Raw genomic sequence first — 24,697 nt, 5'->3', positions numbered from 1 at the left:
GTTTATTCGCCGTTAGTGTTCAGCCTCTTTTCGGAGGACTGCATCATCTTTTTACTGGAGTTCTCACCCCAGATTTTTGCGACGAGGTCAGTATTGGCGAACACTTCCCAGTAGTCTTCGACCCAGCACCAGTGGTGTTCTTCGCCCTTGTCGTCGACAATCTTCCAATTCTTGTGCGCAGAGAAGGTCATTTCCTGTGCGGGCGGCTTGGAAAATTGGGAGTCGGAGGGTTCCGGCGATTCAATGAGGATGGTCCAGGATTTGCCTTCGGTACGGTTGTACAGTAGCACGTTGAAAACCAACAGCACTGCAAAAACAGCTATGCACCACCTGTAATTCTTTTGCGTCAGCAGGTATATCAGCAACATGAGGAGCAGTATAGTGACTGCCGCAAAATTATAATGGGTGGTATAAAAAACCTTGAAGACTTCTAACATGGTTTAGCCTTTTTTACTTGGCCTTCTTCGCAGCCTTCTGGTCGGCGATGAGCTGGGCTACGCTGAAGGTGATGACCTTGCCGTCAATTTTGCAAGCGGTGCGGAAGCTCTTCTTGGGAAGGGCAATCCCGTGGGAGGAAAGCGTGCCCATGAAGGAGGCGTTGGCGTGGCTAGCAATAGTACGGACGTTGATGAAGCCCTTTTTGCTGAAGGTCAGCTTGAAGGTCTTCTTTGCAGTATCGTATTCGGCAATCATTGTGTCGTTCTTGACCGTTTCGACGGCAGTGCAGCTGCGCTTGTCGAAGATGATGGTGCCGCGGCTGTCGATGGAGAGCATCGGGATGCCAGCGGAGTTGCGGCAGGCGATGAGTTCCCAGGAGCCTTTCTTTTTGGCGGGTGTCTTACCGGTAAATACACATTTGCCACCTTCCTTGACCATGGTGTAGGCGCCAGTGACGACCTTGAAACCCACAGCGTTCATGGCTCCCTTGAAATACAGGAGGTAGCCGGTGCCATTGGGCATAAAACGGAAGGAAGTGGTCTTGATGGTCTTGCAGGGAGTGACGGCAATGCGCTTGCCCTCTTTGTCGACTTCGATATCTGCATAGGGGTTCTTGTCGAGCTTAAGCTCCTTGGCAACTTCTTCGCTGAATCGGATGAAACCGCGAATGTCCATCTTGATTGTGAATTTGTTCATTATACACCTCATTTATTTGAATTAGTTTAGTTCTTAGCGATAAATTAACAAATTGCAAATAGAATTGCAAGTTTATAATAAAAAAAGAAGAATGTGATTTTTAGCAAATTTTGTACTTAATACAATGTTTAAAATTAGTACAAATTAATTTTTGAGTTTGTTCAAAGGTTGATAAATAAAGGGATTGCTGACGATTTGTTATTCAAATAAGATGCTTTTTAAAGCTTCGGAAAGTGTACTTTGTTGTCGATATTTGACACGAATTAGAGGAATCTCACTGATGACTTTGTGATTTCGGTCACAGTGTGTTTGCCGATCAAATAGCAGAAAAACCTGAGAAATTCGTTTTTTGAGCCTTTCGATGGGGAGTTTTTCCTTGGCTCGGACCAAAAATTTGGGGTACAAAAAACGGTATTTGTCTGAAATGGCGTCGGCAATGCTTAAAACTGGGTCAATTAGTACCACTTTTTGGCCGTCCCCGAGCTGTTCTGCGGCGAGAATGGCGCCTGTGCCGCGACCGGCGAGGGCTACGGGCTTTTGTCCGTTGACCTGGCTTGCGCATTCCGCGATTTCCTTGGCGTCGGGTTCAAAGGTGTCGGCGGAAGGTGTTCCCTTGTTGCTGGCACTCCCGCGGAGATTGAACGAGACTAGCGTAAGTCCTTGAATTTGCTGGACTTCCGCAAGGAACTGGGCGGCGTCTTCGTCGGCGTCGGGGTAGTAGAGCAGAACCGGATCCTGTGTGTTGCCGATGGACCAGCCGCTAAGAACCGTCCCGTCGGCGAGTGTGCAGGTGATTGGGTTGGCGGTGTTTTGGATGGCGGCTTCCGCCTCAGTGTGGGTAATGGCGCGAGGGTAGGCGTTCCTGCGCTCCGTGAGGGCGAGGTAGAATACCATGCTTACATATATAACGAGTAGGAGGCCCGCGATGCGGAGCCCGCGCAATAAAAGCCCAGTGACCGACTGCTTTATGTTCATGCATAAAAAGATAGAAAATCAACCAGTCTGTAGCAGACAAAGGAGGGTTTGGGAGGGTTGCGCCCTCCCTAGTCTAGGGTACGAAAAAGGACCTTCGGTGGAGTACAACCGAAGGTCCGAGGGATGGGATTGGGTGTTCCCTAAAATTAGACAAAAAATTCTTTAATGGGTACTCTTTTTTTGCCCCTGTTCACGAAAGTGTTCCCAGTACGTTCCCTAATTTTTGTTAAAATTCAAGGTTTTTTACTTTTTACATATCTTTTTGCGTTCTCGGGGGTTGTTCCCAAAAAAAGAATAATTTATTTTTCATAACGATGAACGTATACGCCTATTACAACTACCGCAAATACCTGCAGGACTATTACGAGTACCGTAAGTCCGTCCAGCGCTATTTTTCATACAGGTCATTTGCCAAAAAAGCCGGGTATTCCTCCTCGGGCTTTTATCTGGATTTGATCCGCGGCCGTAAGTCCCTTACGCCGCAGATGCTTCCCAAGTTTATTGCCGCCCTCGGCCTCAACGAGCGCGAAGGCCGCTACTTTACCTTGATGGTCGACTTCACGCACGCGACGACCGCCGCCTCAAAGCAGCAGATCTTTGACCAAATGTCGGCTCTGCTCCCACGCACCATCAAGAGCATCACCAAGAACCAGCAGGAGTACTACAGTAAGTGGTACTATGTGGTTGTCCGTGAAGCCTTGGCCGTTCTAAACATCAACGAAAAGAATATCCAGGAACTGGCGCTGTTCCTGAACCCGAAGATTACCCTCCCGCAGGCGAAACAGTCCATCCAGCTTTTGCTGAACATGGGTTTGATTGAAGAGGACGAAAACGGCTACTACCGTTCGGTGAACAAGGCGATCACCAACGGGAATGAAATTGCCCCGCTTTTTGTACACCAGTTCCAAAAGCAGATGATCGATTTGGGCAAGAACGCCCTGGACCACTACAGCACCGAGCGCAGAAATGTATCTTGTATGACGATGAGCGTCTCGGCCCAGGGGTTGGAGCGTATCATTAGCAAGATTGATCTGTTCCGTAAAGAGGTCGTTGATATTATTCGTTCCGACGAGGGCGAGTCGATGGTTTGCGAGATGAACATTCAGTTCTTCCCGTTGAGCAAGGAAAAGACAATCTTGCCCCCCGAAACGGAAAAGGAGGAAGACTGATGAATTTCCTTAAGTACTCTTTCGCGGTTTTGACGGTCGCCATGGCCTCCTTTGTTGCCTGCTCTACGGGCGAGGGCGACGACGAATTGAATATTTCCGGTACCGTGACTGATACGGGCAATACGCTTGCATTTATCTCGGGCAAGGTTCTGCGCTCCAACGGCAAAGTGGCGTCGGGTGCGACGGTTCGCATGGCTACTGTTGTGGATGCTAAGGATGCTATGCACGTCCCTGAATACGTGGAGACCCAAACGGACTCTACGGGAGCCTTCACGTTCGATACTTCCAAGGCGCTGGGCGATACCTTCCAGCTCGCGGTCATCGATACGAATACTGCCGAAATCTCTTATTTGCCGCAAACGACGGCCGAGTCCGGCGAGTTTGACTCCATCAAGCTCGAGAAGGCGGCCATTTTCAGTAGCGTTCTCTACTACGAGGAACTGACGGAACCTCCTGTGGCGGTCGGCTCCCACTTTAGGGTGTTCCTGCCGGGGACTCCGTTCTTCCAGAGCGTGTTCGCGGGGGATTCCTTCTCCATGATGATCCCGGCTGGCTACTGGCAGTTCTCGTTCAGCCCGGGTGACCCGCAAATCGTGTCCAAGCTCGAGGAATCTGCTTTTGCCGACTCCTTGATTTTCCGCAACTGGAGCATGGAAGACACGCTCAAGGCGGGAGACACCTTGGTGGCTGGTCCGTTTATTTGGAGTTCCAAGGTCAAGGTGGATTCCATTATCGAGGAAGAGAAAAAGGAACAGGAAATCGTGTCCCGCATCTCCGGAAGGGTCTATTGCAAGTCCGGTAAGGAATGCGCCGGCGTGGAAGTCCAGGTGATTACCGATATCTACGGTTTCGGCGTTGTATTTGGCGACACGACGGTCTCTGGCGATACCACGGTTTTTGTCGCTCAAACGGTGACCGACAGTACGGGTCGCTGGTACATGCCGGTTCCCGAGGTCCCCTACGACAGTTTCCGCGTGGAATACCGCCGCGTGAGCAGGGATTCTAAGATTACCGAGGGAGGCTTTAGCCGTTACGTGAGGGAGTCTGAAGTCAGGAACCTGGGCGATACGCTTTTCCTGGGCAATGACTCCCTGGTCAACCTCTCGGGTTTGAACAGCGGCGTTAGGCTGACGATTGACAAGCAGGATACGGCCTCGACGGACAACTGCATGGCGATTAGCGTGGTCGTTGGCATCAAGGGCAGCGCCCATTTCGTTCGTGCGGTAACCTGCAACATGCTCAAAATCTTGGATTTGCCGTCTGGAGCCCAGGATGTCGTTCTCTATACAGGTGACGCCAAGGTTTTGAATGCCCTCCAGACCTCCAAGACGCCGTTAAAGCAGTACATCACCATTACCCATGTGGAACTCCCTGCCGGTGAGCCCCTGGACCAGCAGTGGATGACGTTTACGCCCCCTACATTGAAATAATTTGGGGGGTACCCCTTGCACAATTAAAAGAGTTTTTCTAAAATTGTGCCCACACTGAGCTATGGTGTAACGGTAGCACAACAGATTCTGACTCTGTTTGTCTAGGTTCGAATCCTGGTAGCTCAAGAAAAAGACCTTTGCTTTGCAAAGGTCTTTTTCTTGTTTTACAAGACCGCTTGTGAAAGAGACCGGACTCTCAGTACGTGTGGTGCCGAGGAGCCTATAACACAGGGGTTTTTCTTATATTTGGGATGATGGAGTTTTTTGACTACTTCGAGCAGGTGTACGCAGAACGCTGGCCGGCGCTTTTAGAGGCCTTGAAGGGCGAGGGCAGAGCCGTGGAACTCAGGTTCGACGGCGCCGCGGAGCCGTATTACCTGGACGAGGCCTCGGTCTTTGCCGCGAAAACCCTCTCGGTGGAACCGGGAATGGCTGTTCTGGACATGTGCGCCGCCCCGGGGGGCAAGTCCCTGATACTGGCTTCCATGCTCAAGGGCGAGGGGAGCCTCCAGTGCAACGACCGCTCCCCGGATAGGCGGATTCGCCTGTCGCATGTGCTCGAGAACTCGCTCCCGCCCGAGTGGCGCACGAACATAACCGTGACCGGTTACGACGGTGTGAAGTTCGGCCTTCACAAAAAGGAGTCGTACGACCGCATTTTGCTGGACGCCCCGTGTTCTTCGGATAGGCACGTGCTCGCCTCGCCGACGCACCTCGCCGAGTGGTCCAGCAAGCGAGTGAAAAGGCTTTCGGTGGAGCAGGGCTCACTATTGGCTTCGGCCTGTGACGCTTTAAAGCCGGGAGGCGAACTGGTGTACGGCACTTGTGCGCTGGCTCCGCTCGAAAACGATGCCGTGGTGGCGAAGATTTTAAAAAAGCGACCCGCCATGGAAATAGTCCAAGTTGAAGAATTGCCCGAGGGCGCTGACCGCACGGAACTGGGCGTCCACGTGTTGCCAGACCGCACTCACGGCTGCGGTCCCATATATTGTGCCAAGCTCAGGAAACGCGACGTTTGATTTTGACCGTTCCTCTTGAGGTGTTTTTATATATCTTTATAGTATGATAAAGAAAATTTTTCCTTTGTTCTTCGCCCTGGCGGTGTCTTTGCCCGCTTGGGCTCAAGGTGATGATTGGGATGCCGCAGCTCCTGCGGAAGCTCCCGAAAGTGTTGCCCCCGATACGGTCGCACCCGTTGTTTCTGATGCCCCTGATTCTACTGTTCCGGGTTCTTCCGAGTCCGCCGCCCCGGCTTCTTCGTCTTCGGTTGCACCTGCCGCGCCCCCGGCGCCTATAACGCGAGAAGTGCCGGTTCGTTACTGGGTCATGGGCGATTCTGTTGAACTGGATGCGATTTTCGTCAAGATCGAGAACGATACGGTCTATATGAAGGCCCCGAACGAAGCGGAGCAGAAGAAGATCGAAAAGATTGACGACCAGGCGAGCATTGCCCTCCAGGAGAGCAACGGTCAAGAGGTCGAGGAAGACGAGAACGAGGAAGAGGAAATCAAGAAGGATACCGTCGAAGTCATTATGACCGACGCGGTTAAGGATTCCATGGCGGCGCAGAGCGATTCCGCCATTGCAGCCCGCGCCGCCGCCGAGGAACTGGCCCAGGATGCCTCGGACGACCTGGAGGCCGCCCTAGAGAAGGAGGAAGCCCGCCAGAAACGCGTGGAAATCGAGAAAGTCGAAGCGGAAATTCGCCAGCGCGAGATCCAGGACAGTATCGAGGCCGCCAACGCGAACCCCTACATCAAGATATACCGATTGGACTTGAAGCGCCTCTTTAACCTTGAAGACAACGTGATGATCGACCTCTCCCTCTCCAATTACGTGGTCCCCGTGATTGTGGAAGAAGAAGAGAAAATGGAACTCTACCCGCCGGGAAATGCGAACCTGCTTGTGGTCTCGAACCCCGAGGCGTGCTCGCTCTTTGTGAACGGCATCCCGCTCAAGCAGGTGGCGCCCGATACCATCAAGAACATCCGCCCGGGCAAGTACACCATCTCGGTGATGCGCGTGCTCAAGGACGTGGAGTGGTGGGGCTCGACGGTTGTCCGCATTAACGCCGACAGCCTGAACAAGGTCGAAATTCCGGTGCAGCGCCCGTCCACGCGACTTACGCTCAATACGGACCCCGAGGCGGTAGAAGTCTTTATTGACCGCGAGCCTACGGTGAACATTTTCCCTGACTACATGACCGACGTGGTGGTCGAGGACATCAATCCGCAGCCGCAGGTGACCCTCCACTTGCGCAAGGTCGGCTACCGCGACACGAGCATCACGACCGAAGTCCGCGCCTACATGCCGAACATCGTGAACGTTGAAATGGTCCCGGTGCTAGACGACCTGGAGTTCATTGAACAGCAGAACGCGTTCAACGCGGAACGCCGCAAGCGTCGTATTGGTCGCGGGCTCCTGTGGGGTTCCATTGTGCCCTTCATTGCCGGTGGCGTCATGTGGTACCTGGCCGAGAGCGACTGGACTGATGCCGCCAACAAAAAGAAGTCGTACAACAAGAGCGCGTTCGCCAGCGCCGACACGCAGCAGATGGTCAAGGACAATCATGACCTGAACGACAGCGGGGATATCAAGGGAGGCGTCGCCATCGGGCTGGGCGCTTTGGGTTTGGGACTCCTAACGGCGGGCTTTATACTCGCGTTCTAGCAATGGATGTTTAGGCTGCAGGGGTATTCTTGTCTCGGCATGTTTTGACATTCGCCATTGCCTTGCTGGCTGTATTCTCGTCGTTGTCATCGGCACACCCGCACGTGTTTGCCGATGTCACGGTGAAGGCTCTCTTTAGCGAGAAGGGATTTGTGGGAATCAAGAACCACTGGGTTTACGACGAAATGTACAGCGCGGCCATGATGTCCTCTGCCGATAAGGACAAGGACGGCAAACTCTCGAGTTCCGAGAACAGCTGGATGCAGTCGGCGATTCTTGAACCGATAGAGAAGAACAATTACTTCAATTACGTGCAGTACAAGTCCGATTTTTTGAAGGCCGAACGCATCCAGGATTTTAAGGCGAAGATTGTGGACCGCAAACTGGTCCTGGATTTTACGGTGGGTTTCTCGGTGCCGGTGACGGCGGACTACACCATGTTGGTCATAGTCGTCTCGGACCCGTCGAACTACATCCAGATGACGACGGACATGGATAATTCGGACGTTGATTCCCCGGAATTGCTCGAGGTGGAATATTTTTCGGATGCGCTGGACGGGTTGACCCTGTTTCGCGGATTCCGTTCGGAGATAGAAGGGCTTTATTTGAGGTATAAAAAGAAATGACTGGATTGCGCTTGCGTCGAATGCTGGTATTGGTACTGGTTTGTTGCGTGGCCCTCTTTGCGGGAGCCACCAAGAAGCGCTTCTCGGTGGAGGGCGTGAATACGGACGCCCCGGCGCAGGTCGAGGCGACTGCCGAACTGCAAAGCGCCCGTGCCGCGGTGAAGGAGGTTGGTCTTTGGGATCGCTTCGCCAATGCCCAAAAGCAGTTGCGCGAGGTCATTACCGAAAAAGTCTCGCTGATGAAGTCGGGCGACTGGAGCGTCATTTGGGCTTTCTTGGCGGTCTGCTTCATATACGGAATCCTCCATGCCCTTGGCCCGGGTCATGGCAAGTCGATTGTGGTGGGCTATTTTTTGGCGCGCAAGGGTGGGTGGCGTCAGGGAATTGCCCTGGGGACGAGTATTACCTTTATCCATACGCTGAGTGCCGTTCTGCTGCTTGTGATTTTGTATCTGGTTATGCGGGCGACGGTATTCCCGTCGTTTGAATTTGCCCGCGAAAACATTGAGAAGGCGAGCTACGCCTTGGTGATGCTGACGGGCGTTTTGCTTGTTGCCATCGCCGTAAGGGACTTGGTTCGCCGATTCCGTCGCTCAGAAAAAAGGGACCGCGCGACTCCTGCCTCGTGGAAAGAGATTATGGCTGTCGCTGCAGTGACAGGGATCGTCCCGTGCCCGGCGGTCGCCTTGATTGTGCTCTTTTGCCTGCTCCACTCGATGGTTCTGCTTTCGCTTTTGGGCGCGCTCTTCATTTGCATCGGCATGACGGTGACTAATGTTTCGTTCGGTATAGCGGCGGTCGCCATGAGTAAGGGGATTGACAAGGGGGCCGTCCGTTCTGGACGTTTTGCGAGCGACATCCACATTGCGGCGGCACTTGTGGGCGGCATTCTCGTGTTTATGTCGGGACTTCTGCTGTTTGTCAATGTTTTTTCGGGACGGTGCTGAACCGTCCAGGATCCTGTTGTTAAATTTGAAAAAAGGAGTAGCAAAAGATGCGTTTTTGTGGTCTTTGGATGACGGTTGCTCTGGCGGGCGGCTTGTTGGCGGCTTGCGGCGATGACGATAGTTTCGGCCCTAATCGCAACGATAACGATGACCCGTGGGAGAACCTGAGTTCCCCCTTCTCGTCAAGTGATGCGCAGCTCAAAAGCTCTTCGTCGTCAAGTAAAACGACCAGTTCCTCGTTGGCGCAGGATGCCAAATTCAACGCCTTTACCGATGAGCGCGACGGGCACGTTTACCGCGTGGTTCAAGTCGGAGACCTGGTTTGGATGGCCGACAACCTGAACTATTACGACGTGTCCAAGGTTTCGTACTTGATGAATAGCTCCTGGTGCATTGACGGGAAAGGCTCTAATTGCGGAAAGTCTGGGCGCCTCTATACCTATGCGGCTGCCACTGGCGATTCCACCTGCCCCAAGGGATGGCACTTGCCCCTAGATTATGAGTGGAAAACCATCAAGTCGGAATGGGAGTCGGTCAAGGATTCCTTTAATCTCGTGGCGACCGGCGAATATTTTAGCACTTTAAAAACGGATGATTACGCCCGCTATTGGAGCGCTACCGAAGCGAATAGCAGTGCCGCCGTGGAATGGTACATTCTCACTACAAGCGCGAGCGCCGTATGGGGTTCGCAGGAATATGACAAAAAAATGGGCTATGCGGTGCGGTGTGTAGCTGATGCAGATGATGTAAGGCTCGATACCTACGTGGAATCCGAAAAAATTTCCTCGTCCAGCGAAAAGCGCAGTTCCTCGTCCAGCGTAGTCTCTTCTTCAAGCATGTTGTCTTCTTCCAGCGCGATGTTCTCGTCATCCAGTGAGGAATTTTCCTCGTCCAGCGAGAAGGTTTCTTCGTCCAGTGTCGAAGCCTCCAGCAGTTCAATTTCGAAGATTGTACCAGTCGCGGAGTACGACGAGTTCATGGCGACCTGGAAGTCGGGTCTTTTGACCAAGGCCGGCGACTGCGACGATTGCAACGCCTTTACGGACGCCCGCGACGGCAACGTGTACCGTGTCGTTGTGATTGGTGAACAGGTGTGGATGGCCGAGAACCTGCGGTTTGCGGAAACCGAGGACGGTTATTCCACTTGTCCCTTCGTAGAAAAGGATTCGGCCAGTGGCTGCCTGTACGATTTTGATGCAGCCAATAGCGCATGCCCTGCCGGCTGGAAGTTGCCTTCGACCGAGGATTGGGCGACCCTATTGGCTACAAGCCAAAAAATGGAAACGTCCGTGTGCGTCCTGATTTCGAAGGATGCTCAAGAAATGGGACGCGTCTGCTCGACACGGGATGAATCCGGCTTTTCGGCTTACCCGACAGGGGAATTCTCCGAATATCATTTGGCTCGTTCCGATGATGTGGCCCGTTACTGGACTTCGACGGAGGCCAATTCCCTTGGAGCCACGGAGTGGTATTTCCAGGGGGCCGGCCTTCAAAAGCAGAACTACGAAAAAAGATACGGGTACGGCGTGCGTTGCATTTTGAGCGAAAAACAGGTCTTGGATGCCGTCCGTAAGTGATTTGGAACAATAAATGCGAAAAAAGCTCCCCCTTTTGGGGAGTTTTCTTTTATTTTATGGGTATGACCCGTTTTATTCTTGTATTGTTGACCCTTGTCCTGTTCCAGGGGGCTTTTGCGCAAGAGGCTCCCAAGGCCGAAACGAGTTCGCCGGCTCCTGCCGAAAAAAAGAAGGCGGGAGGCCTTTTTGACGCCTTGATTCCTGTAAACAAGGACGAGGCCATTTCGCGGGGGCGCATTTTTAGTGGAGCCACGCTCTCGCTTATCCAGGCGGAGTCGGCGGACGACCCCCTGAATATTCTCATAGGCGATGTTTACGAGGGCGAAGGCTATACGTTTACGGCGGAACTTTTTGGCGGGTATTTTTTGAGGGACGCCATGGCGTTGGGGGCGCATGTGGGTTATTCCAGGACCTGGTTCGATATCGATTTCGCTTTTATGGAGGATGTTCTCGACTTGGCGCAACACAGCCAGTACGTGAGTAACGGGTTCTTCATTCAGCCCTTCCTCAAAAACTACCTGAAGGTCTTTGATTCCCATATAATTTATTTCTTTAACGAGACTTCCATCTCGGTGGAGTACTCTTACGGGATCTCGCAAACGGACGACGGTGAAGAAATCACCAAGACGCGTAACCGCTCCTGGTCCATCAAGGCGGGTATCAATCCGGGACTTTGCATTATGGTCCTCAACCGGTTTGCCTTTGAAACTTCGGTGGGACTTTTGGGGTTGAGTTCCAATATTATTGAGGTTGAGGAAAATGACGAGACCCGCAGTACAATCAATTACAACATTGTGAATTTCACCATCAACCTGCTGGCGCTGGACTTCTCGCTGGTATACTTCTTCTAGGAGGCGCAAGATGTATTACTATCTATTGGCTCTTGTTCTTGTGCTGGTAGGGTGTTCCGCCGATTATGACACTTTTGGCGAATCGGACTACAACAAGATGGACGACATTGGGTTTGTTGGGCAGGATGGTTCTGCTATGGTCTATGCCGATGAACATCGAATCAAGGTAACGCTGGAAGAACGGGGGGAGGATGAGGACCCGTGGGAATCGGTAACGATTGACTTTATCGATATGAGCCATTTTGCAACTTTCCACCTGGTGCGTGGCGAGATGGACGAGTTCCCCTCCGATTCCGCGGCGCTGGATTCCCTGGCGAAAAAGGTCACCTATTCCAGTACGGCGTTGAGCAAGGGTGATAAAATAGGGATTCCTGACGACCAGGTAGTTTATGTCGTTATTTTGTCCGAGAGCGGGAATCCCAGCCTGTGGAAAATTGAATTTGTCATACCGGGCGCAGAACCGAAATCAAGCAGCTCCAAGGCGAAGTCCAGTAGTTCGGCGAAGGAAACGTCCAGCAGTTCGGAAAAAGACAAGTCGAGCAGCTCCACGACAAAGTCGAGCGATTCAACAGACAAGTCTAGTAGCTCTAAGGACGGTTCCAGCAGTTCCTCAGGAGAAGAGCCCGAGTGTTCCAGTTCTGCAGAAGAACGGGGGGAGATGCCCGAAATCCTCTCGCTGAAAATTGCCGGAGTGGCCGCCGAGTTGGATAGCTTTGATGTGGACGGCAAAATGATGTACCACTGGCATGTAGATTCCCTCGGTTTCCGGGTCGACCTGAGCGACCTGGAAGTGACTGAGCTCGAAATCACGGAAGGTGCCGAGTGCGATATTGAACTGAATGAAACCTACGACTTTAGCGGCAACAAGGAAGTGACTGTTTCGCTTGGTAAGGCAAAAAGGACTTACACCGTCAAGGCTGGCTATCAGTTGCCGGGATCCGACTTCGATACATGGAAAAGCGACGACTCGCAGCCCGACAGCATTTGGAACAACGCGAATACGGTTTTGACGACCACCACCAAGTATTCCTCGAACGGAGTCATCGGGGCAAAGATGGCGACGAATGAATTGTTGGGCAAGGTGGCTAGCGGAAGCCTTTACACGGCGGACTTCAACCCCAATAATGTAAGCACTCTTTCTATGGCCAGTTCCTCTACCTGGCCTGACGGCAATGAACTCATCAACTTTGGGCGCAAGTTCGCGGCACGTCCCGAATACGTGGAGTTCGCCTTCTCGTACGAGGGGCTGGGCGACAGCTGCGACCTCTATATTCTTTTGGAAAACAGGACCGGCGACCGCAACGTGGACCGCAAGGCAAGCGATGTGAACACGCTGGTTGCCTCGGCGTGGTTCCGCTCGACCACCGGCGACAATACGGGCCGTGAAAATCCCGATGTGGTGGACGTTTCAGAAGCCCGTGACGGAGGGTTTCGCACGGTGCGTCTCAAACTCAAGTACGGGGAACCGCTGGAAGGGTCCCCCATCGAGAATTCGTCGGTGTTTGCCGAGGGACTCCGCTCCAAGAACAAGAGCGCCATCAACAACGCCCTGGTCCAGGGGGACGGATCGGAAACCGTGACGCACGTGCGCGTGGTGATGGCGTCAAGCGCCGCCGGGAACTTTTACGTGGGTAAAAAGGGCGCGACCCTCGTTGTGGACTGGATGCGCCTGATTTATTGATATTGACATTTTATAGCATTATTCTAACTTTACGGGTGCTTAACAAGGAATTCTTATGAAAAAATGGATTGTTCTCTTTTTGGCGTCGGCAGTTATTTCTTTTGCTCAGGATGCCTATGCTCCCGCTCCTACCGAAGAAACCCAGTACGAGGACATGTCCCAGTACACTTCGGGAGCGCCTGCCCCCGAGACCCCGGTGGTGAACATCAACGAGGTCAAAAGCAATGAGAACCGCTTTGCCATCTCGATCCACCCGATTTCCCTTTTCATTTTCTCCCTAATCGATATCCCGATGGTGTACCTTACGTTTGAAGCCGGCATAACGGAAAATTTCTCGTTTATTTTACGCCCCTACGTATTGGACGCCGAGTTTACGGACGATGACGACGATGAGAATCTGGAACTCTACATGTTCGGCATTATGGGTGGCGTCCGCTACTATCTTAACGGCGGGCACAAGGGCGTGTACGTGGAACCGGAGTTCGAGTATATGCACTTGGGTCTGGACTACGAGTACGAACATGACCATTCCGATGACGAATCGGTTTCTGTAGACGGGTTCGGTTTCTATGTGGTTGTGGGTTACAAGTTCCTGGATGGCCATTTCACTTTGGCCAGCGATGTTGGCTACGGCTACTCGAGCTATACCGCCAAGGGCGAAAACGAGGACGACGTGGAAGATGTCACGGCGATTGGTTTTGGCTATACCATCAACTTCATGATGGGATTCGCCTTCTAAATTTGCTATTTTAAAGAAAAACTGGGGAACATTATGCCTGCTATTCACCTTACCGCAGAAAATTTTGATAAAGCCATCAGTTCTGGCCAGTTGGTCTTTGTGGACTTTTGGGCGACTTGGTGCCGTCCGTGCCAAATGATGGGCCCGATTATCGACGAACTCGCCGACGAGTACAAGGACAAGGCGATCATCGCCAAGATGGACGTGGATGCCGACGGTTCCCGCGACATTTGCATGCGCTTTGGCATTACCAACATCCCCAACATGAAGCTCTTCAAGAATGGGGTCGAGGTCGGCAACGTCGTGGGCGCCGTGCCCAAGGCGACGCTCAAGGGCGTAATCGACAAGAACCTTTAGAATGGAGCCCGCCTCGGCGGGCTTTTTTCTATTTTTGAACTATGCTTACCAAACGTTTGATTGTGTGCTTGGATGTTCGTGACCGCAAGGTGACGAAGGGCGTGAAATTTAAGGGCAATATCGATATTGGCGACCCCGTGGAGATGGGAGCCCGCTATAGCGACGACGGTGTGGACGAACTCGTTTTTTACGATATTACCGCGAGCGCCGAGAACCGCCCCTGCGACATGGAAATGATCCGCCAGATAGCGAAACGCGTGTTTATCCCGTTCGCGGTGGGTGGCGGCATCCGCAACCTCGACGACATGCACCAGGCGCTGCTTGCCGGTGCCGAGAAGGTGAGCGTGAACAGTTTGGCCGTTCTCCATCCCGAGATCATTGCCGAGGGGGCGAAGGCCTTTGGGCGCCAGTGCGTGGTGCTGGGCATGGACGCCAAGTTCGTGGGCGTTTCCGAAAAGATTCCGAGCGGTTACGAGGTCTATATCCGCGGTGGACGCCAGGCCATGGGCATTGACGCCCTTGAATGGGCCAAGAAGGCCGAAGACCTGGGAGTGGGCGAGATTTGCCTCAACTCTATCGATACCGATGGCGTAAAGAACGGCTACGAGCTCTGCATTACCGACATGATTGCGAAAGCGGTGCAGGTGCCTGTGATTGCAAGCGGTGGCGCGGGCACGCCGGAGCACATTGTGGACCTGTTCCGCAAGACCAGTGCCGATGCGGCCCTGGTCGCCTCGATGGTGCACTTTGGCGATTACACGGTCCCGGGCATCAAGGGCGAAATGCTCAAGGCGGGGATTCCCGTGCGTAAAAAGATGAACGGAGAAGTTTAAGTGAACCCGGAAGTCGCTGTAAAGATTTTTGAGGCGGGCCGCAGCGCCGGTGCCGATTTTGTTGAGATTTTTGAAGAAGAGACCCGTAGCTCGAGCCTGGGCATCAAAAGCAGCCAGATTGAGACGGCGACCGCAGGTACCGAATACGGCATAGGCGTGCGCCTGCTTTACGGTACCGAGGTACTTTATGGCTTCACGAGCGATGACAGCGAAGAGGCTTTGGTTAAGCTAGTCAAGACGCTTGCTTTCGGGCGAATTGCTGCCGCCGTTGGCCCGTCGAACGCTTCGTTCGAATTCGCTCCCGAGAAGCGTATTTGCGATTTCAATGCGGCTGCCTACAAGGACCCGCGCGTCTTGGGACAGGCTATAAAGCAGGATTTTCTGTTCCGTGCCGACAAGGCCGCCCGCGCACTGTCTCCGAAGATTGCGCAGGTCGGCGCGAGCGTTACGGACTGCTGTTCTCAGATTACGCTCATGAACAGCGAAGGTTTGCACCTGGAAATGAGCCGCAGCCGCCTCCGCGTGAACGTGAATGTCACTGCGACGGACGGCTCCGAACGCCTGACGACGCACGAGGCTCCCGGGGCGCTCGGTGGTTACGAACTTTTGGAAGGTTACTCCCCGGAGAACCTTGCCACGGTGTGCGCCGAACGCGTGCTGCGCATGCTCGATGCCGGATACATTACCGGCGGACAGATGCCCGTGGTGATGGGCAACGGCTTTGGTGGCGTGATATTCCATGAAGCCTGCGGGCATCCGCTCGAAACGGAATCCGTACGGCGCGGGGCAAGCCCGTTCTGCGGCAAGATTGGCGAGGCGATTGGCCAGCCCTGCCTTACGGCGATTGACGACGGCACGATGGACGGCGTGTGGGGGAGCCTCAAGTACGATGACGAGGGAATGCCCACGCAGCGCACCGTCTTGATTGAAAATGGCATCTTGAAGACGTATATGAGCGACCGCGTGGGAGCCGCCGAAGTGGGGATTGCCCGTACGGGAAGTGCCCGCCGTGAAAGCTACAAGTACGCCCCCGTGAGCCGTATGCGCAATACCTTTATTGCTCCGGGCAAAGATTCGCTCGATTCCATGATCGCGAGCGTCGATAACGGCCTCTATGCGGCACGCATGGCGGGCGGTTCGGTGAACCCGGCGACGGGCGAATTCAACTTCGCGGTCGATGAAGGTTATGTTATCCGCAATGGCAAGATTTGCGAACCCGTCCGCGGAGCTACGTTGATCGGAAAGGGCCACGAAATTATGCCGCGTATTAGCATGGTTGGCACCGACTTTGAACAGGCTGCAGGCGTTTGCGGGGCCAGTTCGGGCCATATTCCCGTGACGGTTGGCCAGCCGAGCATCAAGGTAGACCAGATATTGGTCGGTGGGCGCTAGCCTCCAATCATTTCTAAAAAAAAAGAACAAAAAAACAACGGCACCCCGCGAGGAGATGCCGTTGTTGGTGTATGGGATGTTTGGATTTATGTCTATAAGATAGATTCTAAATATGTACTGCGAGAGTAGTACGGTCAATTTCCATTGTAAAGGTTTACAACACCTACAACGGCGCTACTTGCCTAAAAAACACAGAAAAGAGGCTTTTTGAAGGGAAAAAAGGGTTGCGTAGGGGGCTTTTTTTGCAGATTGTTGCGAAATGTTTGCAATTGAGTGGGGAAAATTCAGGCATCGTACTGATTTGGTATCAGTTCGACGGGGACCTTTCTGGCTGTTGAAATTATCTTTTCTTCACGGTCCTGACGGCAGGGCTAATCTTCTTTTCGCCGGTGCCGAGGTAGCGGCCCTGCATGTCGAACACACGGGCATCGCCCTTTAGGAGCGGTAGGCTTGCGCGCCTTGAAATGGCTGTCGTTTCGCCGGTAGTGTCTGCCGATTCGGTGATGTTGAAGTAGTCAATTTGAAAAAAGTTGATGCTGCTTTCCCCTTTGCTCGCTTCTACAAGCGCCATGACATCGGTTATCTTGCCCACCTTCAGGCCGAGCTCTTCCCACTTCTTGAAGTGTGCGGTAATGTCGATGTGGCCGCTGTCGCGTACGGTGCGGCGAATGCTGAAATACCGCTTGTACGATATGTCGCCCTGGGCGCTCAAGTAGTTGTTGGCGGTGTTCTGCCAGATGTCGTAGGTGTCGCCATCGACGGTGAATTCGCCGAGCCTGGTTCCGAAAGCTGATGTGTCGGCTGTATCTCTGATTATCCAGTAGTCTATGATATAGAATTCGGTTTTCGGCTCGGTGGTATTGCCCTGGATGCCGACCAGGAAAAAGGGGGTGCCGAAGCCGCCGCCTTTTGTGCGAAACTTGTAGTCCGCAGAAAAATTGCCGTGCTGGTCGAAGGTCTTTGGCTCGTCGAACTTGGGACCAAAGCGCACGATAGCGTCCGCGACCTTGGAGTAAACTAAGTAGCCGCCATCATCGTAGCACTCCAAATAAGCATTGTAGCCATCGCGCCAGACTTCGTAACTGTAGTTTGTACCGTCTATCGTGCCAGAGGCGTAGTTTTCGCCCTCCGCGGGCCATGCGTTAGGACACCTTTCCGCATAGATAGTCGTAGCCAAGCCCATGGTGAGGGCGATTCCTAAACCCACTAGATTCTTCTTCATGTGCTTAACCTCGGCTCATAAAGAGTCCCTGTAAGACCTGCTTTCTGAATATATCTTTATTTATGCGGAATTAAACGCCTGCGTGTTTTATTTTGAAAAATTGCCGCTGAAAAATGCGACATTTTTTGCTTTTTTACGGCGAAAATTGCCGTTTTTACGGTGTTTGGGGCGTTTTTTGCCGAAAAATGACCCTTGGCACGGGTTTTGCATCTAGGATGCGGTAAAAATAAAAAGAAGGTAAATCCATGTCCGATTTTAATAACGATGCAGAAAAGGTGTTGGCGAAGGCGCAGAGCCTGCGCGACCGTTGCTCGCATTCCTACCTGGGTGCGGCACATTTGGCCGTGGGGCTAGTCGAAGGCCCGGATGCCACCCTGAAGAAACTCTACAAGTCGAAGGGCGCGAAGACGAACGAGCTCCGCGGCAAGCTGGAACCGTTCGTGCAGAAGATTCCGCGTATGGAAGGCGTGAACCCCGACGTGGAACCTGATAACGACTTGAACCGTATTTTGCGTGCCTCTGTGCAGGCGGCGCGTCAGGTGAACCGCATGGTGACCCCGGGCGACATGCTCGTGGCCTTGATGAAATTCTCGGGCGACCGTGGCCTTGCGAAAGTGTTCGAAGATGCGCTTGGTTCCGTGGAAGTCGTGGAAACCTGGCTGTCGGACCCGTTTGCGGGTGCTGCCAATGCCGAGGAACAGTCTCCGCTGAAACTCTACGGCCGTGAGCTTGTGGAAATGGCTGCCGACGGAAAACTCTCGCCGGTGATTGGCCGTGAAGAGGAAATCCGCCGTGTCATCTTGATTTTGAGCCGTAAGACGAAAAACAACCCGTGCCTAGTCGGTGAACCGGGCGTGGGTAAGACCGCCATTGTGGAAGGGCTCGCCGAGCGAATCTATCGCGGCGATGTGCCTGACGCTCTGAAGGGCAAGAAGTTGTTTGCGCTCGATTTGTCTGCCTTGATGGCGGGCGCAAAGTACCGCGGCGATTTCGAAGAACGTTTGAAAGCTGTGCTCGATGCACTTGAAGAAGACGGCAATACCTTGCTGTTCATCGATGAAATCCACACCATCGTGGGTGCAGGCAAGACCGAGGGTTCTATGGACCTGGGCAACATGCTCAAGCCGAAACTCGCCCGTGGCGAACTGCACTGCATCGGTGCCACCACCACGCAGGAATACCGCAAGTACATTGAGAAGGATTCCGCCTTGGAACGCCGTTTCCAGCCCGTGCAGGTTGACGAGCCGAGCGAAGAGGAATCGATTTCGATTCTGCGTGGCATCAAGGATGGCTTTGATGCGCACCATGGCGTGCGTCTGCACGACAACGCGCTCGTGGCGGCCGTGAAACTTTCGAACCGCTACATCAGCGACCGTTTCTTGCCGGACAAGGCTATCGACCTGATTGACGAGGCGGCTAGCCTTGTGAAGACGCAGATGGATACCGTATCCGAAGCCTTGGACACCTTGCAGCGTAAGGAACTCCAGATGAAAATCGAGGAGCAGGCCTTGGCGAAGGAAACCGACGACACCAGCGTAAAGCGCCTGAAAGAGTTGCGTGAAGAACTCGCGACGACGGATGCTGCAGTCAAGCTGATGCAGGACCGTTGGCAGGAGAGACGCGCGAAAAACGCCGAGTTGCAGGGGCTTAAGAAATCCTTGCAGCAGGCGAAGGACGAGATGGAGCAGGCCGAAGCCCGCTACGACTTGAACCGTGCCGCCGAACTCAAGTACAACAAGATTGTGAATCTCGAAAAGGAAATCGCCGCGAAGACGGAAGAAATCAAGAAGTCCGCCAGCGACAGCGACCTGAGCGAAGAGGTGACCGAAGAGACGATTGCCCTCGTGGTGAGCCGCTGGACCGGAATCCCTGTCACGAAGCTTTGCGAAGGCGAAAAGGCCAAGTTGTTGCACCTGGACGAGCGCCTGCATGCCCGCGTGATTGGCCAGGACGAAGCCGTGGAAGCGGTTTCGGAAGCAATACTCCGTAACCGTAGTGGACTTAGCCGCGAGAATGCGCCGATTGGTAGCTTCTTGTTCCTGGGCCCCACGGGTGTGGGCAAGACGGAACTTGCGAAGGCGCTCGCCGTGGAACTGTTCGACGACGAGAACGCGCTGGTGCGTATCGACATGAGCGAATACATGGAAAAGCATAGCGTGAGCCGCTTGATCGGTGCGCCTCCGGGATACGTGGGCTACGAAGAAGGCGGCCAGCTGACCGAAGCCGTGCGTACGCATCCGTACTGCGTGATTCTGCTCGACGAAATCGAGAAGGCTCACCCCGATGTGTTCAACACGCTGTTGCAGGTGCTTGACGACGGTCGTTTGACCGATGGCAAGGGTCGTACCGTGAATTTCAAGAACACCTTGATTCTCATGACGTCGAACCTGGGCGCCGCGCACTTCCAGAACCGCGCGGGCGATGCAAAGCCTGTGACCTTGAAGGAAATCGAGCCGGAACTCCGCGGCTTCTTCAGGCCGGAATTCCTGAACCGCCTGGACGAAGTGCTGGTGTTCCAGAGCTTGACGAAGCCGCAGATTCGTGACATCGTGAAGCTCAAATTCAAGGGGCTCGCCGAACGCGCCGCCCGTCAGGATTTGCAGCTCACGCTGACCGACAAGGCGCTCGATGCCATCGCCGATGGCGCTTACCAGCCGGAATTCGGCGCACGTCCGATCCAGCGTTACCTGGAAAGGAACGTGGAACGCCCGCTGAGCCACGCCATCCTCGCCGGAGACGTGAGTGCGGCAAAGCCGGTGGTCATCGACTACGACGGCACCGCATTTACGGTGAAGTAACGGGATTAAAATACGAATATCGCATAAAGAGCAGCGGTCTTTTGATCGTTGTTCTTTTCTTGCATAATGCCCAGGTCTATGTCGAGGCGCAAACGGATGCGGCTGAATGACAGTTCCAGCTTGGGGACGATGTCAATCATGAAGTCGTCTTGGAGGTGTCCTATGCTCTCGGACATGTTGATTTCAATCATGGTCCTAAAGAAATTCCCAAAGTAAAGGGTCGGGGTCATGCCCGTGGCGAACTTGACGTAGCCGCCGTTGCCGGTGACACCGTTCAGGAAGCCGGCACGGAATTCATAGAAGTTCGAGAAACTCTTGGCGATGAACTGTTCGTAGCCGTACGAGGCTACTACGGCGCTTCCGTTGTTGCGGTTCAGTCCAAAATAACCGTCGACTTCCAAAAAGCTGGTTTTGCCAACCCAGTAGCGCCCACCCACGTCAACGGAAATTTGAACATGACTCATTTCGTCGTATTCAAAAATATCGAGTTTGCCGCCAATGTCGATGTCGTTGGAGACCATGCCCCAAAAACTGACGGGAATCAGCATGTTGTCGTCGAAGTTGGTGCTGACGCCAGCTCCGGCCGCAAAGGTGGGGGCGTGGTGGCTGTCGGGCCCTAGCGTGTAGTGCATGCGCCAAATGGGGTCCAACGCAAAGGCATTTACCGCGAGAATGGCGAACAGGACTATGGCGAGGCGCTTCATACGCTTCAAATTTAAATTATTGTCGGTTAATATTCTAAATTTGGTGTTGTAAAAGAGGTAATTATGGTCGAACCGCGTCCTGAACTTTCGAAACTCAGCGATTATGTTCCCGGTAAATCCATTGAGGAGATCCGTGAACGCTATGGACTTGACCGGGTTGTAAAACTGGCAAGCAACGAGAACCCGCTCGGGGCATCCCCGAAGGCGGTCGAGGCATTCCACCAGATTGCCGACAGCTTGCACCTGTACCCGCGTGGCGACGCCCCGAAGCTTATTGACACGATTGCGAAGAAGTACTCCGTGAAGACTTCGCAGATCATTATTGGCAATGGCTCCGACGAAATCATTGACATGGTGGGCAAGGCGTTTATCCGCCAGGGTGACAACTGCGTGGGCATTACGCCGACTTTTTCGGTGTACAAGTTCACGACACTCTCGAACGGCGCCGACTTTATTGGCGTGGGCGAGGGCGAAGCGAAGACCTCCCTTGCGGAACTTGCCAAGGCAATTGACGGCAATACCCGCGTGGTGTTTATTTGCAGCCCCAACAACCCGACGGGGCATTACTATAGCGATGCCGAGATCCGTGATTTTATGAAGATGGTGCCGCAAAATGTGCTCGTGTTTTTGGACGAAGCGTATGCGGAATTTGCCACGGCGACGGATTTCCCCAAAACAGCCGCCCTCCTTAAGGACTTCCCCAACTTGTTTGTGAACCGCACTTTTAGCAAGATTTACGGCTTGGCAGGCTTGCGCATTGGTTATGCCATGTCGAGCGAAGACGTTGTCCGTGCCATGTGGAAAATCAAGCCCCCGTTTGACGTGAACCAGGCTGCGCAGGTAGCCGCGGTGGCGGCTCTCGGCGATGCCGATCACGTGGAGGCTACCCGCGCGCTGAATGCGGCTGGCATCAAGATGTTGACTGCGGCGTTTGAAGGACTCGGTTTCAAGGTGCTCCCCACGCAGGGCAACTTTATTTGCGTGCGCATTGGTGAACGCGCCAAGGAACTGGTGGGTTTCCTTGAACAGAACGGCATGATTGTTCGCGGTCTCACAAGCTTCGACATGCCGGAGTACATCCGGGTGACCATCGGCAAGGCCGAAGAAAATGAATTTTTGGTGGCTCTCGTCAAAAAGTGGGTAGGCTAATGGAAAACCAGGAACTTTTGAAGATTGCCCTCAAGACGGCAGAGCTTGCCCAGGCGAACATCCTCAAGTATTACCAGGCGGATGTGGGCGTCGAGTGGAAGGCCGACAATACGCCGGTGACCATCGCCGACAAGAGCACCGAAGAAGTCGCCCGCATGTTTTGGGCCAAGGAGACTCCGGGCTTTGGCGTGATTGGCGAGGAGTTCGGGATCGAGAGCCCCGATGCCGAATACCAGTGGGTCATTGACCCGATTGACGGCACCAAGTCGTTTGTGCATGGTGTGCCGCTGTTCGGTACGTTGATTGCGCTTTACAAGCGCAACGTTCCCGTTTGTTCTGTGATCCGCATCCCGGCGATGAATACGGCGGTGTGGGCGGTGAACGGCGGTGGCGCCTTTTTGGACGGAAAGCCGTGTCATTGCTCCAAGACCGCGGCTCTCAAAGACGCCACTGTGCTCTCGGGTACGGTGAACACCATGGAGACCAAAGGTTTTGGTGAAGGCTTTACTCAACTTCGCCGCAGCGCCAAGCTCTACCGCGGGTGGGGCGATTGCTACGGCTACTACCTGGTGACCGCCGGCCGCGCCGATATTATGCTAGACCCGGTCGTTTCGCTCTGGGACATTGCCCCGTTCCCGCTCCTTTTGCAGGAGGCTGGCGGCAAGTTCAGCACCATTGACGGCAAGACTGAACTCTTTGACGCAAGCGGAAAACCCACGGCGCCGATTTACGAAGGCTTCACGAGCATTGCGACGAACGGGCTCCTGCACGAAGAAGTCCTGCGCTTGATGAACAACTAGTTCCACATCGTGTTTATGAGCATGGTGTCGGGCGTGAACTTGACGGTGATGGTTCCGCTCGTCGCCGTATTCAGGTAAGGTATCCCTAAAGAATCCAGCCGCCTTGTCACCTGCTTGTGTGGGTGCCGGAACCGGTTGTGGCGCCCACTGGAAATCAGCGCCAGGCGGGGATTTACCGCATTTAAAAAAAGCACGCTGCTCGAGGTTTTACTTCCGTGGTGGCCCAGTTTTAGAACATCGCTTTTGAGGTAGGCTCCCGTGCGGAGGATTTCTTTTTCGCCGGCGGTCGTGAGGTCGCCGGTGAGTACGGCGGAATGTCCGAGTCCCTTGGCGCGGAGGGTGATACTCCCCTCGTTGGTCTCGACGCATTCGTTGGGCTGCGGGTGGACGGCATGGAGTTCGAACAGTCGTTCCTTCCAAGTGAAGCCGCGCCGGATGTCCCTGATGAGGATGCCCCTGTCGGCGGCCTCCGCCAAGGTACTGAGCCAGGCGCTTTTGGGTTCGGTCCTTGCGCATTCGGTAATCCAGACCTCCTTTACGGGGAATGACTTGATGATGGCCTTGGCACCGCCGAAATGGTCGGCGTCAGGGTGCGAGATGATGAGGGCGTCCAGCCGCATGACGCCAATGTGGTGCAGGTATGGGACAATGATGTCTTTACCGGAGTCGCGCTTGTCATTGGGACCGGTGTCCACCAGTAGGTTTTTGCCCGAGGGCGTCGTGATGAGGATGCTGTCGCCCTGACCGATGTCGATGATGGCGAGTTTCCATGTGGGGTGGACAATCTCCCTGTAGGCGCCAAAGCAAAAGAGGAAGGCGAACACAAGGACGCTTATAAGGGCGTAGGCGCGGGCGATGGCGTTTTTCCTCATCATGGGAATCAGCAAAAAGAGAATTCCCAAAATGAGGAGCTCCGCCGGCGCGAAGGGCCCTACCGTGATGGAGGCTTCCGAGGAGTCCGAGAGCATCCGGGTGAGGAGACTTGCGATGCGCAAAAAGAACCCTGCCGCATAGCAAAAGTGCTGCCGCAAAAAATCGACAGGGCTCAAGAGGGCAAAGAGCCCCGCCTGCATACCCCACGAAATGGCGGGTACGACAACGATGTTGCCGAGCCAGGCGACGGGGGAGAGCGTCTTGAAATGGTGTATTAGGAACGGGGCGGTTGAAAGGGTTGCGCATAAAGTAACATATGTGGGGTTTAGGATGAAATTTTGAAAACGCATCCACCATTTGTTTTTGGTGAGTGCTTCGGGAAGTTTTTGGAGTGGGTTTATCGGACCACCGATAAGGATTCCCATGGTGGCGGTGACCGAAAACTGGAAACCGGGATTCCAGAGCACGCCCGGGTTGGGAATCAAGATGAACAGCAGGGCGACGCCGAGGCTGTTCAGGGTGTTTGCGGGGCGTTGCAGCAATGCCCCCAGCTGCGGCACGGCGAACATCAGTACGGCGCGTCTCACTGCGGGCGAGCCTCCGGTTATGGGAATGTAGATGAACAGGAGGACGATGGCGGCGATGCGCACCACCTTGTGGGGGAGGCCGGTCGCCTTCAAGAATACCATGAGCATCCCCGCCAGGAGCACCACGTGGAACCCACTACTTCCATATAGTATGCGCAGTTATTGGGCTAAAACGTGAACGTG

Annotated in this window: 22 protein-coding genes and 1 tRNA gene; 17 read left to right on the top strand and 6 right to left on the bottom strand. The window is 54.0% G+C overall.

Annotated features, from left to right (window positions below; translation table 11 throughout):
* Positions 1–2 precede the first annotated feature (2 nt).
* The 3 genes from BUB55_RS01480 to BUB55_RS01470 all read right to left on the bottom strand — a co-directional run bounded on the left by BUB55_RS01480 (position 3) and on the right by BUB55_RS01470 (position 2,109).
* The gene (locus BUB55_RS01480; protein WP_073187557.1) at positions 3–437 is read right to left on the bottom strand and encodes a hypothetical protein; all 435 of its coding nucleotides are present in this window, start codon (positions 435–437) and stop codon (positions 3–5) included.
* Between the two features lie 13 nt (positions 438–450).
* Positions 451–1,134 (bottom strand): hypothetical protein, encoded by a 684-nt coding sequence (locus BUB55_RS01475; protein ID WP_073187555.1) that lies wholly within the window; start codon positions 1,132–1,134, stop codon positions 451–453.
* A 198-nt stretch (positions 1,135–1,332) separates the two neighbouring features.
* On the bottom strand, positions 1,333–2,109 hold the full coding sequence (locus BUB55_RS01470) for an alpha/beta hydrolase (protein ID WP_073187553.1): 777 nt from the start codon (positions 2,107–2,109) through the stop codon (positions 1,333–1,335).
* A gap of 314 nt (positions 2,110–2,423) precedes the next feature.
* On the opposite strand from BUB55_RS01470, the gene BUB55_RS01465 reads away from it, so the two are divergent.
* The 14 genes from BUB55_RS01465 to BUB55_RS01400 all read left to right on the top strand — a co-directional run bounded on the left by BUB55_RS01465 (position 2,424) and on the right by BUB55_RS01400 (position 16,381).
* Complete coding sequence (locus BUB55_RS01465; RefSeq protein ID WP_073187551.1) at positions 2,424–3,278, top strand: TIGR02147 family protein; 855 nt, start codon at positions 2,424–2,426, stop codon at positions 3,276–3,278.
* Positions 3,278–4,708, top strand: coding sequence for a hypothetical protein (locus tag BUB55_RS01460; protein ID WP_073187549.1), 1,431 nt, complete (start codon positions 3,278–3,280; stop codon positions 4,706–4,708). The genes BUB55_RS01465 and BUB55_RS01460 overlap by 1 nt, the downstream gene beginning before the upstream one ends.
* 55 nt (positions 4,709–4,763) lie before the next feature.
* Positions 4,764–4,834, top strand: a tRNA-Gln gene (locus tag BUB55_RS01455).
* Between the two features lie 125 nt (positions 4,835–4,959).
* A complete protein-coding gene (locus BUB55_RS01450) occupies positions 4,960–5,727 on the top strand; it encodes an RsmB/NOP family class I SAM-dependent RNA methyltransferase (RefSeq protein ID WP_234971749.1) in 768 nt (255 codons plus the stop codon).
* A 43-nt stretch (positions 5,728–5,770) separates the two neighbouring features.
* Positions 5,771–7,378: a hypothetical protein gene (locus tag BUB55_RS01445; protein ID WP_143152843.1), complete on the top strand. Its 1,608-nt coding sequence runs from the start codon at positions 5,771–5,773 to the stop codon at positions 7,376–7,378.
* Between the two features lie 29 nt (positions 7,379–7,407).
* Positions 7,408–8,004, top strand: coding sequence for a DUF1007 family protein (locus tag BUB55_RS01440; RefSeq protein WP_083596813.1), 597 nt, complete (start codon positions 7,408–7,410; stop codon positions 8,002–8,004).
* A 20-nt stretch (positions 8,005–8,024) separates the two neighbouring features.
* Positions 8,025–8,951, top strand: a complete 927-nt coding sequence (locus BUB55_RS01435) for a nickel/cobalt transporter (RefSeq protein WP_073187543.1) — start codon at positions 8,025–8,027, stop codon at positions 8,949–8,951.
* A gap of 47 nt (positions 8,952–8,998) precedes the next feature.
* Entirely contained in the window at positions 8,999–10,528 is a 1,530-nt protein-coding gene (locus BUB55_RS01430; RefSeq protein ID WP_083596811.1) for an FISUMP domain-containing protein, read from the top strand.
* A 62-nt stretch (positions 10,529–10,590) separates the two neighbouring features.
* Positions 10,591–11,379, top strand: coding sequence for a hypothetical protein (locus BUB55_RS01425; RefSeq protein WP_143152842.1), 789 nt, complete (start codon positions 10,591–10,593; stop codon positions 11,377–11,379).
* 10 nt (positions 11,380–11,389) lie between these two features.
* Positions 11,390–13,060: a PCMD domain-containing protein gene (locus tag BUB55_RS01420; protein ID WP_143152841.1), complete on the top strand. Its 1,671-nt coding sequence runs from the start codon at positions 11,390–11,392 to the stop codon at positions 13,058–13,060.
* A gap of 55 nt (positions 13,061–13,115) precedes the next feature.
* Positions 13,116–13,799, top strand: a complete 684-nt coding sequence (locus tag BUB55_RS01415) for a hypothetical protein (RefSeq protein ID WP_073187535.1) — start codon at positions 13,116–13,118, stop codon at positions 13,797–13,799.
* 33 nt (positions 13,800–13,832) lie between these two features.
* The gene (gene trxA / locus BUB55_RS01410) at positions 13,833–14,156 is read left to right on the top strand and encodes a thioredoxin (protein ID WP_073187533.1); all 324 of its coding nucleotides are present in this window, start codon (positions 13,833–13,835) and stop codon (positions 14,154–14,156) included.
* 41 nt (positions 14,157–14,197) lie between these two features.
* Positions 14,198–14,989 (top strand): imidazole glycerol phosphate synthase subunit HisF, encoded by a 792-nt coding sequence (gene hisF / locus BUB55_RS01405; protein WP_073187531.1) that lies wholly within the window; start codon positions 14,198–14,200, stop codon positions 14,987–14,989.
* Positions 14,990–16,381, top strand: a complete 1,392-nt coding sequence (locus BUB55_RS01400) for a TldD/PmbA family protein (protein WP_073187530.1) — start codon at positions 14,990–14,992, stop codon at positions 16,379–16,381. It begins immediately after the preceding gene.
* A gap of 340 nt (positions 16,382–16,721) precedes the next feature.
* Here the strand turns inward: BUB55_RS01400 and BUB55_RS01395 are convergent, their stop codons facing one another.
* Entirely contained in the window at positions 16,722–17,603 is an 882-nt protein-coding gene (locus BUB55_RS01395) for a glycoside hydrolase family 11 protein (RefSeq protein WP_083596810.1), read from the bottom strand.
* Between the two features lie 245 nt (positions 17,604–17,848).
* Here BUB55_RS01395 and BUB55_RS01390 point away from each other — a divergent pair, with 245 nt between their 5' ends.
* Entirely contained in the window at positions 17,849–20,401 is a 2,553-nt protein-coding gene (locus BUB55_RS01390) for an ATP-dependent Clp protease ATP-binding subunit (protein ID WP_073187526.1), read from the top strand.
* A 5-nt stretch (positions 20,402–20,406) separates the two neighbouring features.
* Here the strand turns inward: BUB55_RS01390 and BUB55_RS01385 are convergent, their stop codons facing one another.
* Positions 20,407–21,105 (bottom strand): hypothetical protein, encoded by a 699-nt coding sequence (locus tag BUB55_RS01385; RefSeq protein WP_073187524.1) that lies wholly within the window; start codon positions 21,103–21,105, stop codon positions 20,407–20,409.
* A gap of 63 nt (positions 21,106–21,168) precedes the next feature.
* On the opposite strand from BUB55_RS01385, the gene hisC reads away from it, so the two are divergent.
* Together hisC and hisN are read left to right on the top strand one after the other, a co-directional pair.
* On the top strand, positions 21,169–22,254 hold the full coding sequence (gene hisC, locus BUB55_RS01380) for a histidinol-phosphate transaminase (protein ID WP_073187522.1): 1,086 nt from the start codon (positions 21,169–21,171) through the stop codon (positions 22,252–22,254).
* Positions 22,254–23,054, top strand: a complete 801-nt coding sequence (hisN, locus tag BUB55_RS01375; protein ID WP_073187519.1) for a histidinol-phosphatase — start codon at positions 22,254–22,256, stop codon at positions 23,052–23,054. The genes hisC and hisN overlap by 1 nt, the downstream gene beginning before the upstream one ends.
* Here hisN and BUB55_RS01370 read toward each other — a convergent pair.
* Positions 23,051–24,640: a DNA internalization-related competence protein ComEC/Rec2 gene (locus tag BUB55_RS01370; RefSeq protein ID WP_234971748.1), complete on the bottom strand. Its 1,590-nt coding sequence runs from the start codon at positions 24,638–24,640 to the stop codon at positions 23,051–23,053. The two genes, hisN and BUB55_RS01370, sit on opposite strands and share 4 nt — an antisense overlap.
* Between the last annotated feature and the right edge of the window lie 57 nt (positions 24,641–24,697).

This window comes from Fibrobacter sp. UWP2, from assembly GCF_900141705.1.
GTDB lineage: Bacteria > Fibrobacterota > Fibrobacteria > Fibrobacterales > Fibrobacteraceae > Fibrobacter.
This window is presented reverse-complemented; position numbering and strand designations above follow the sequence as displayed.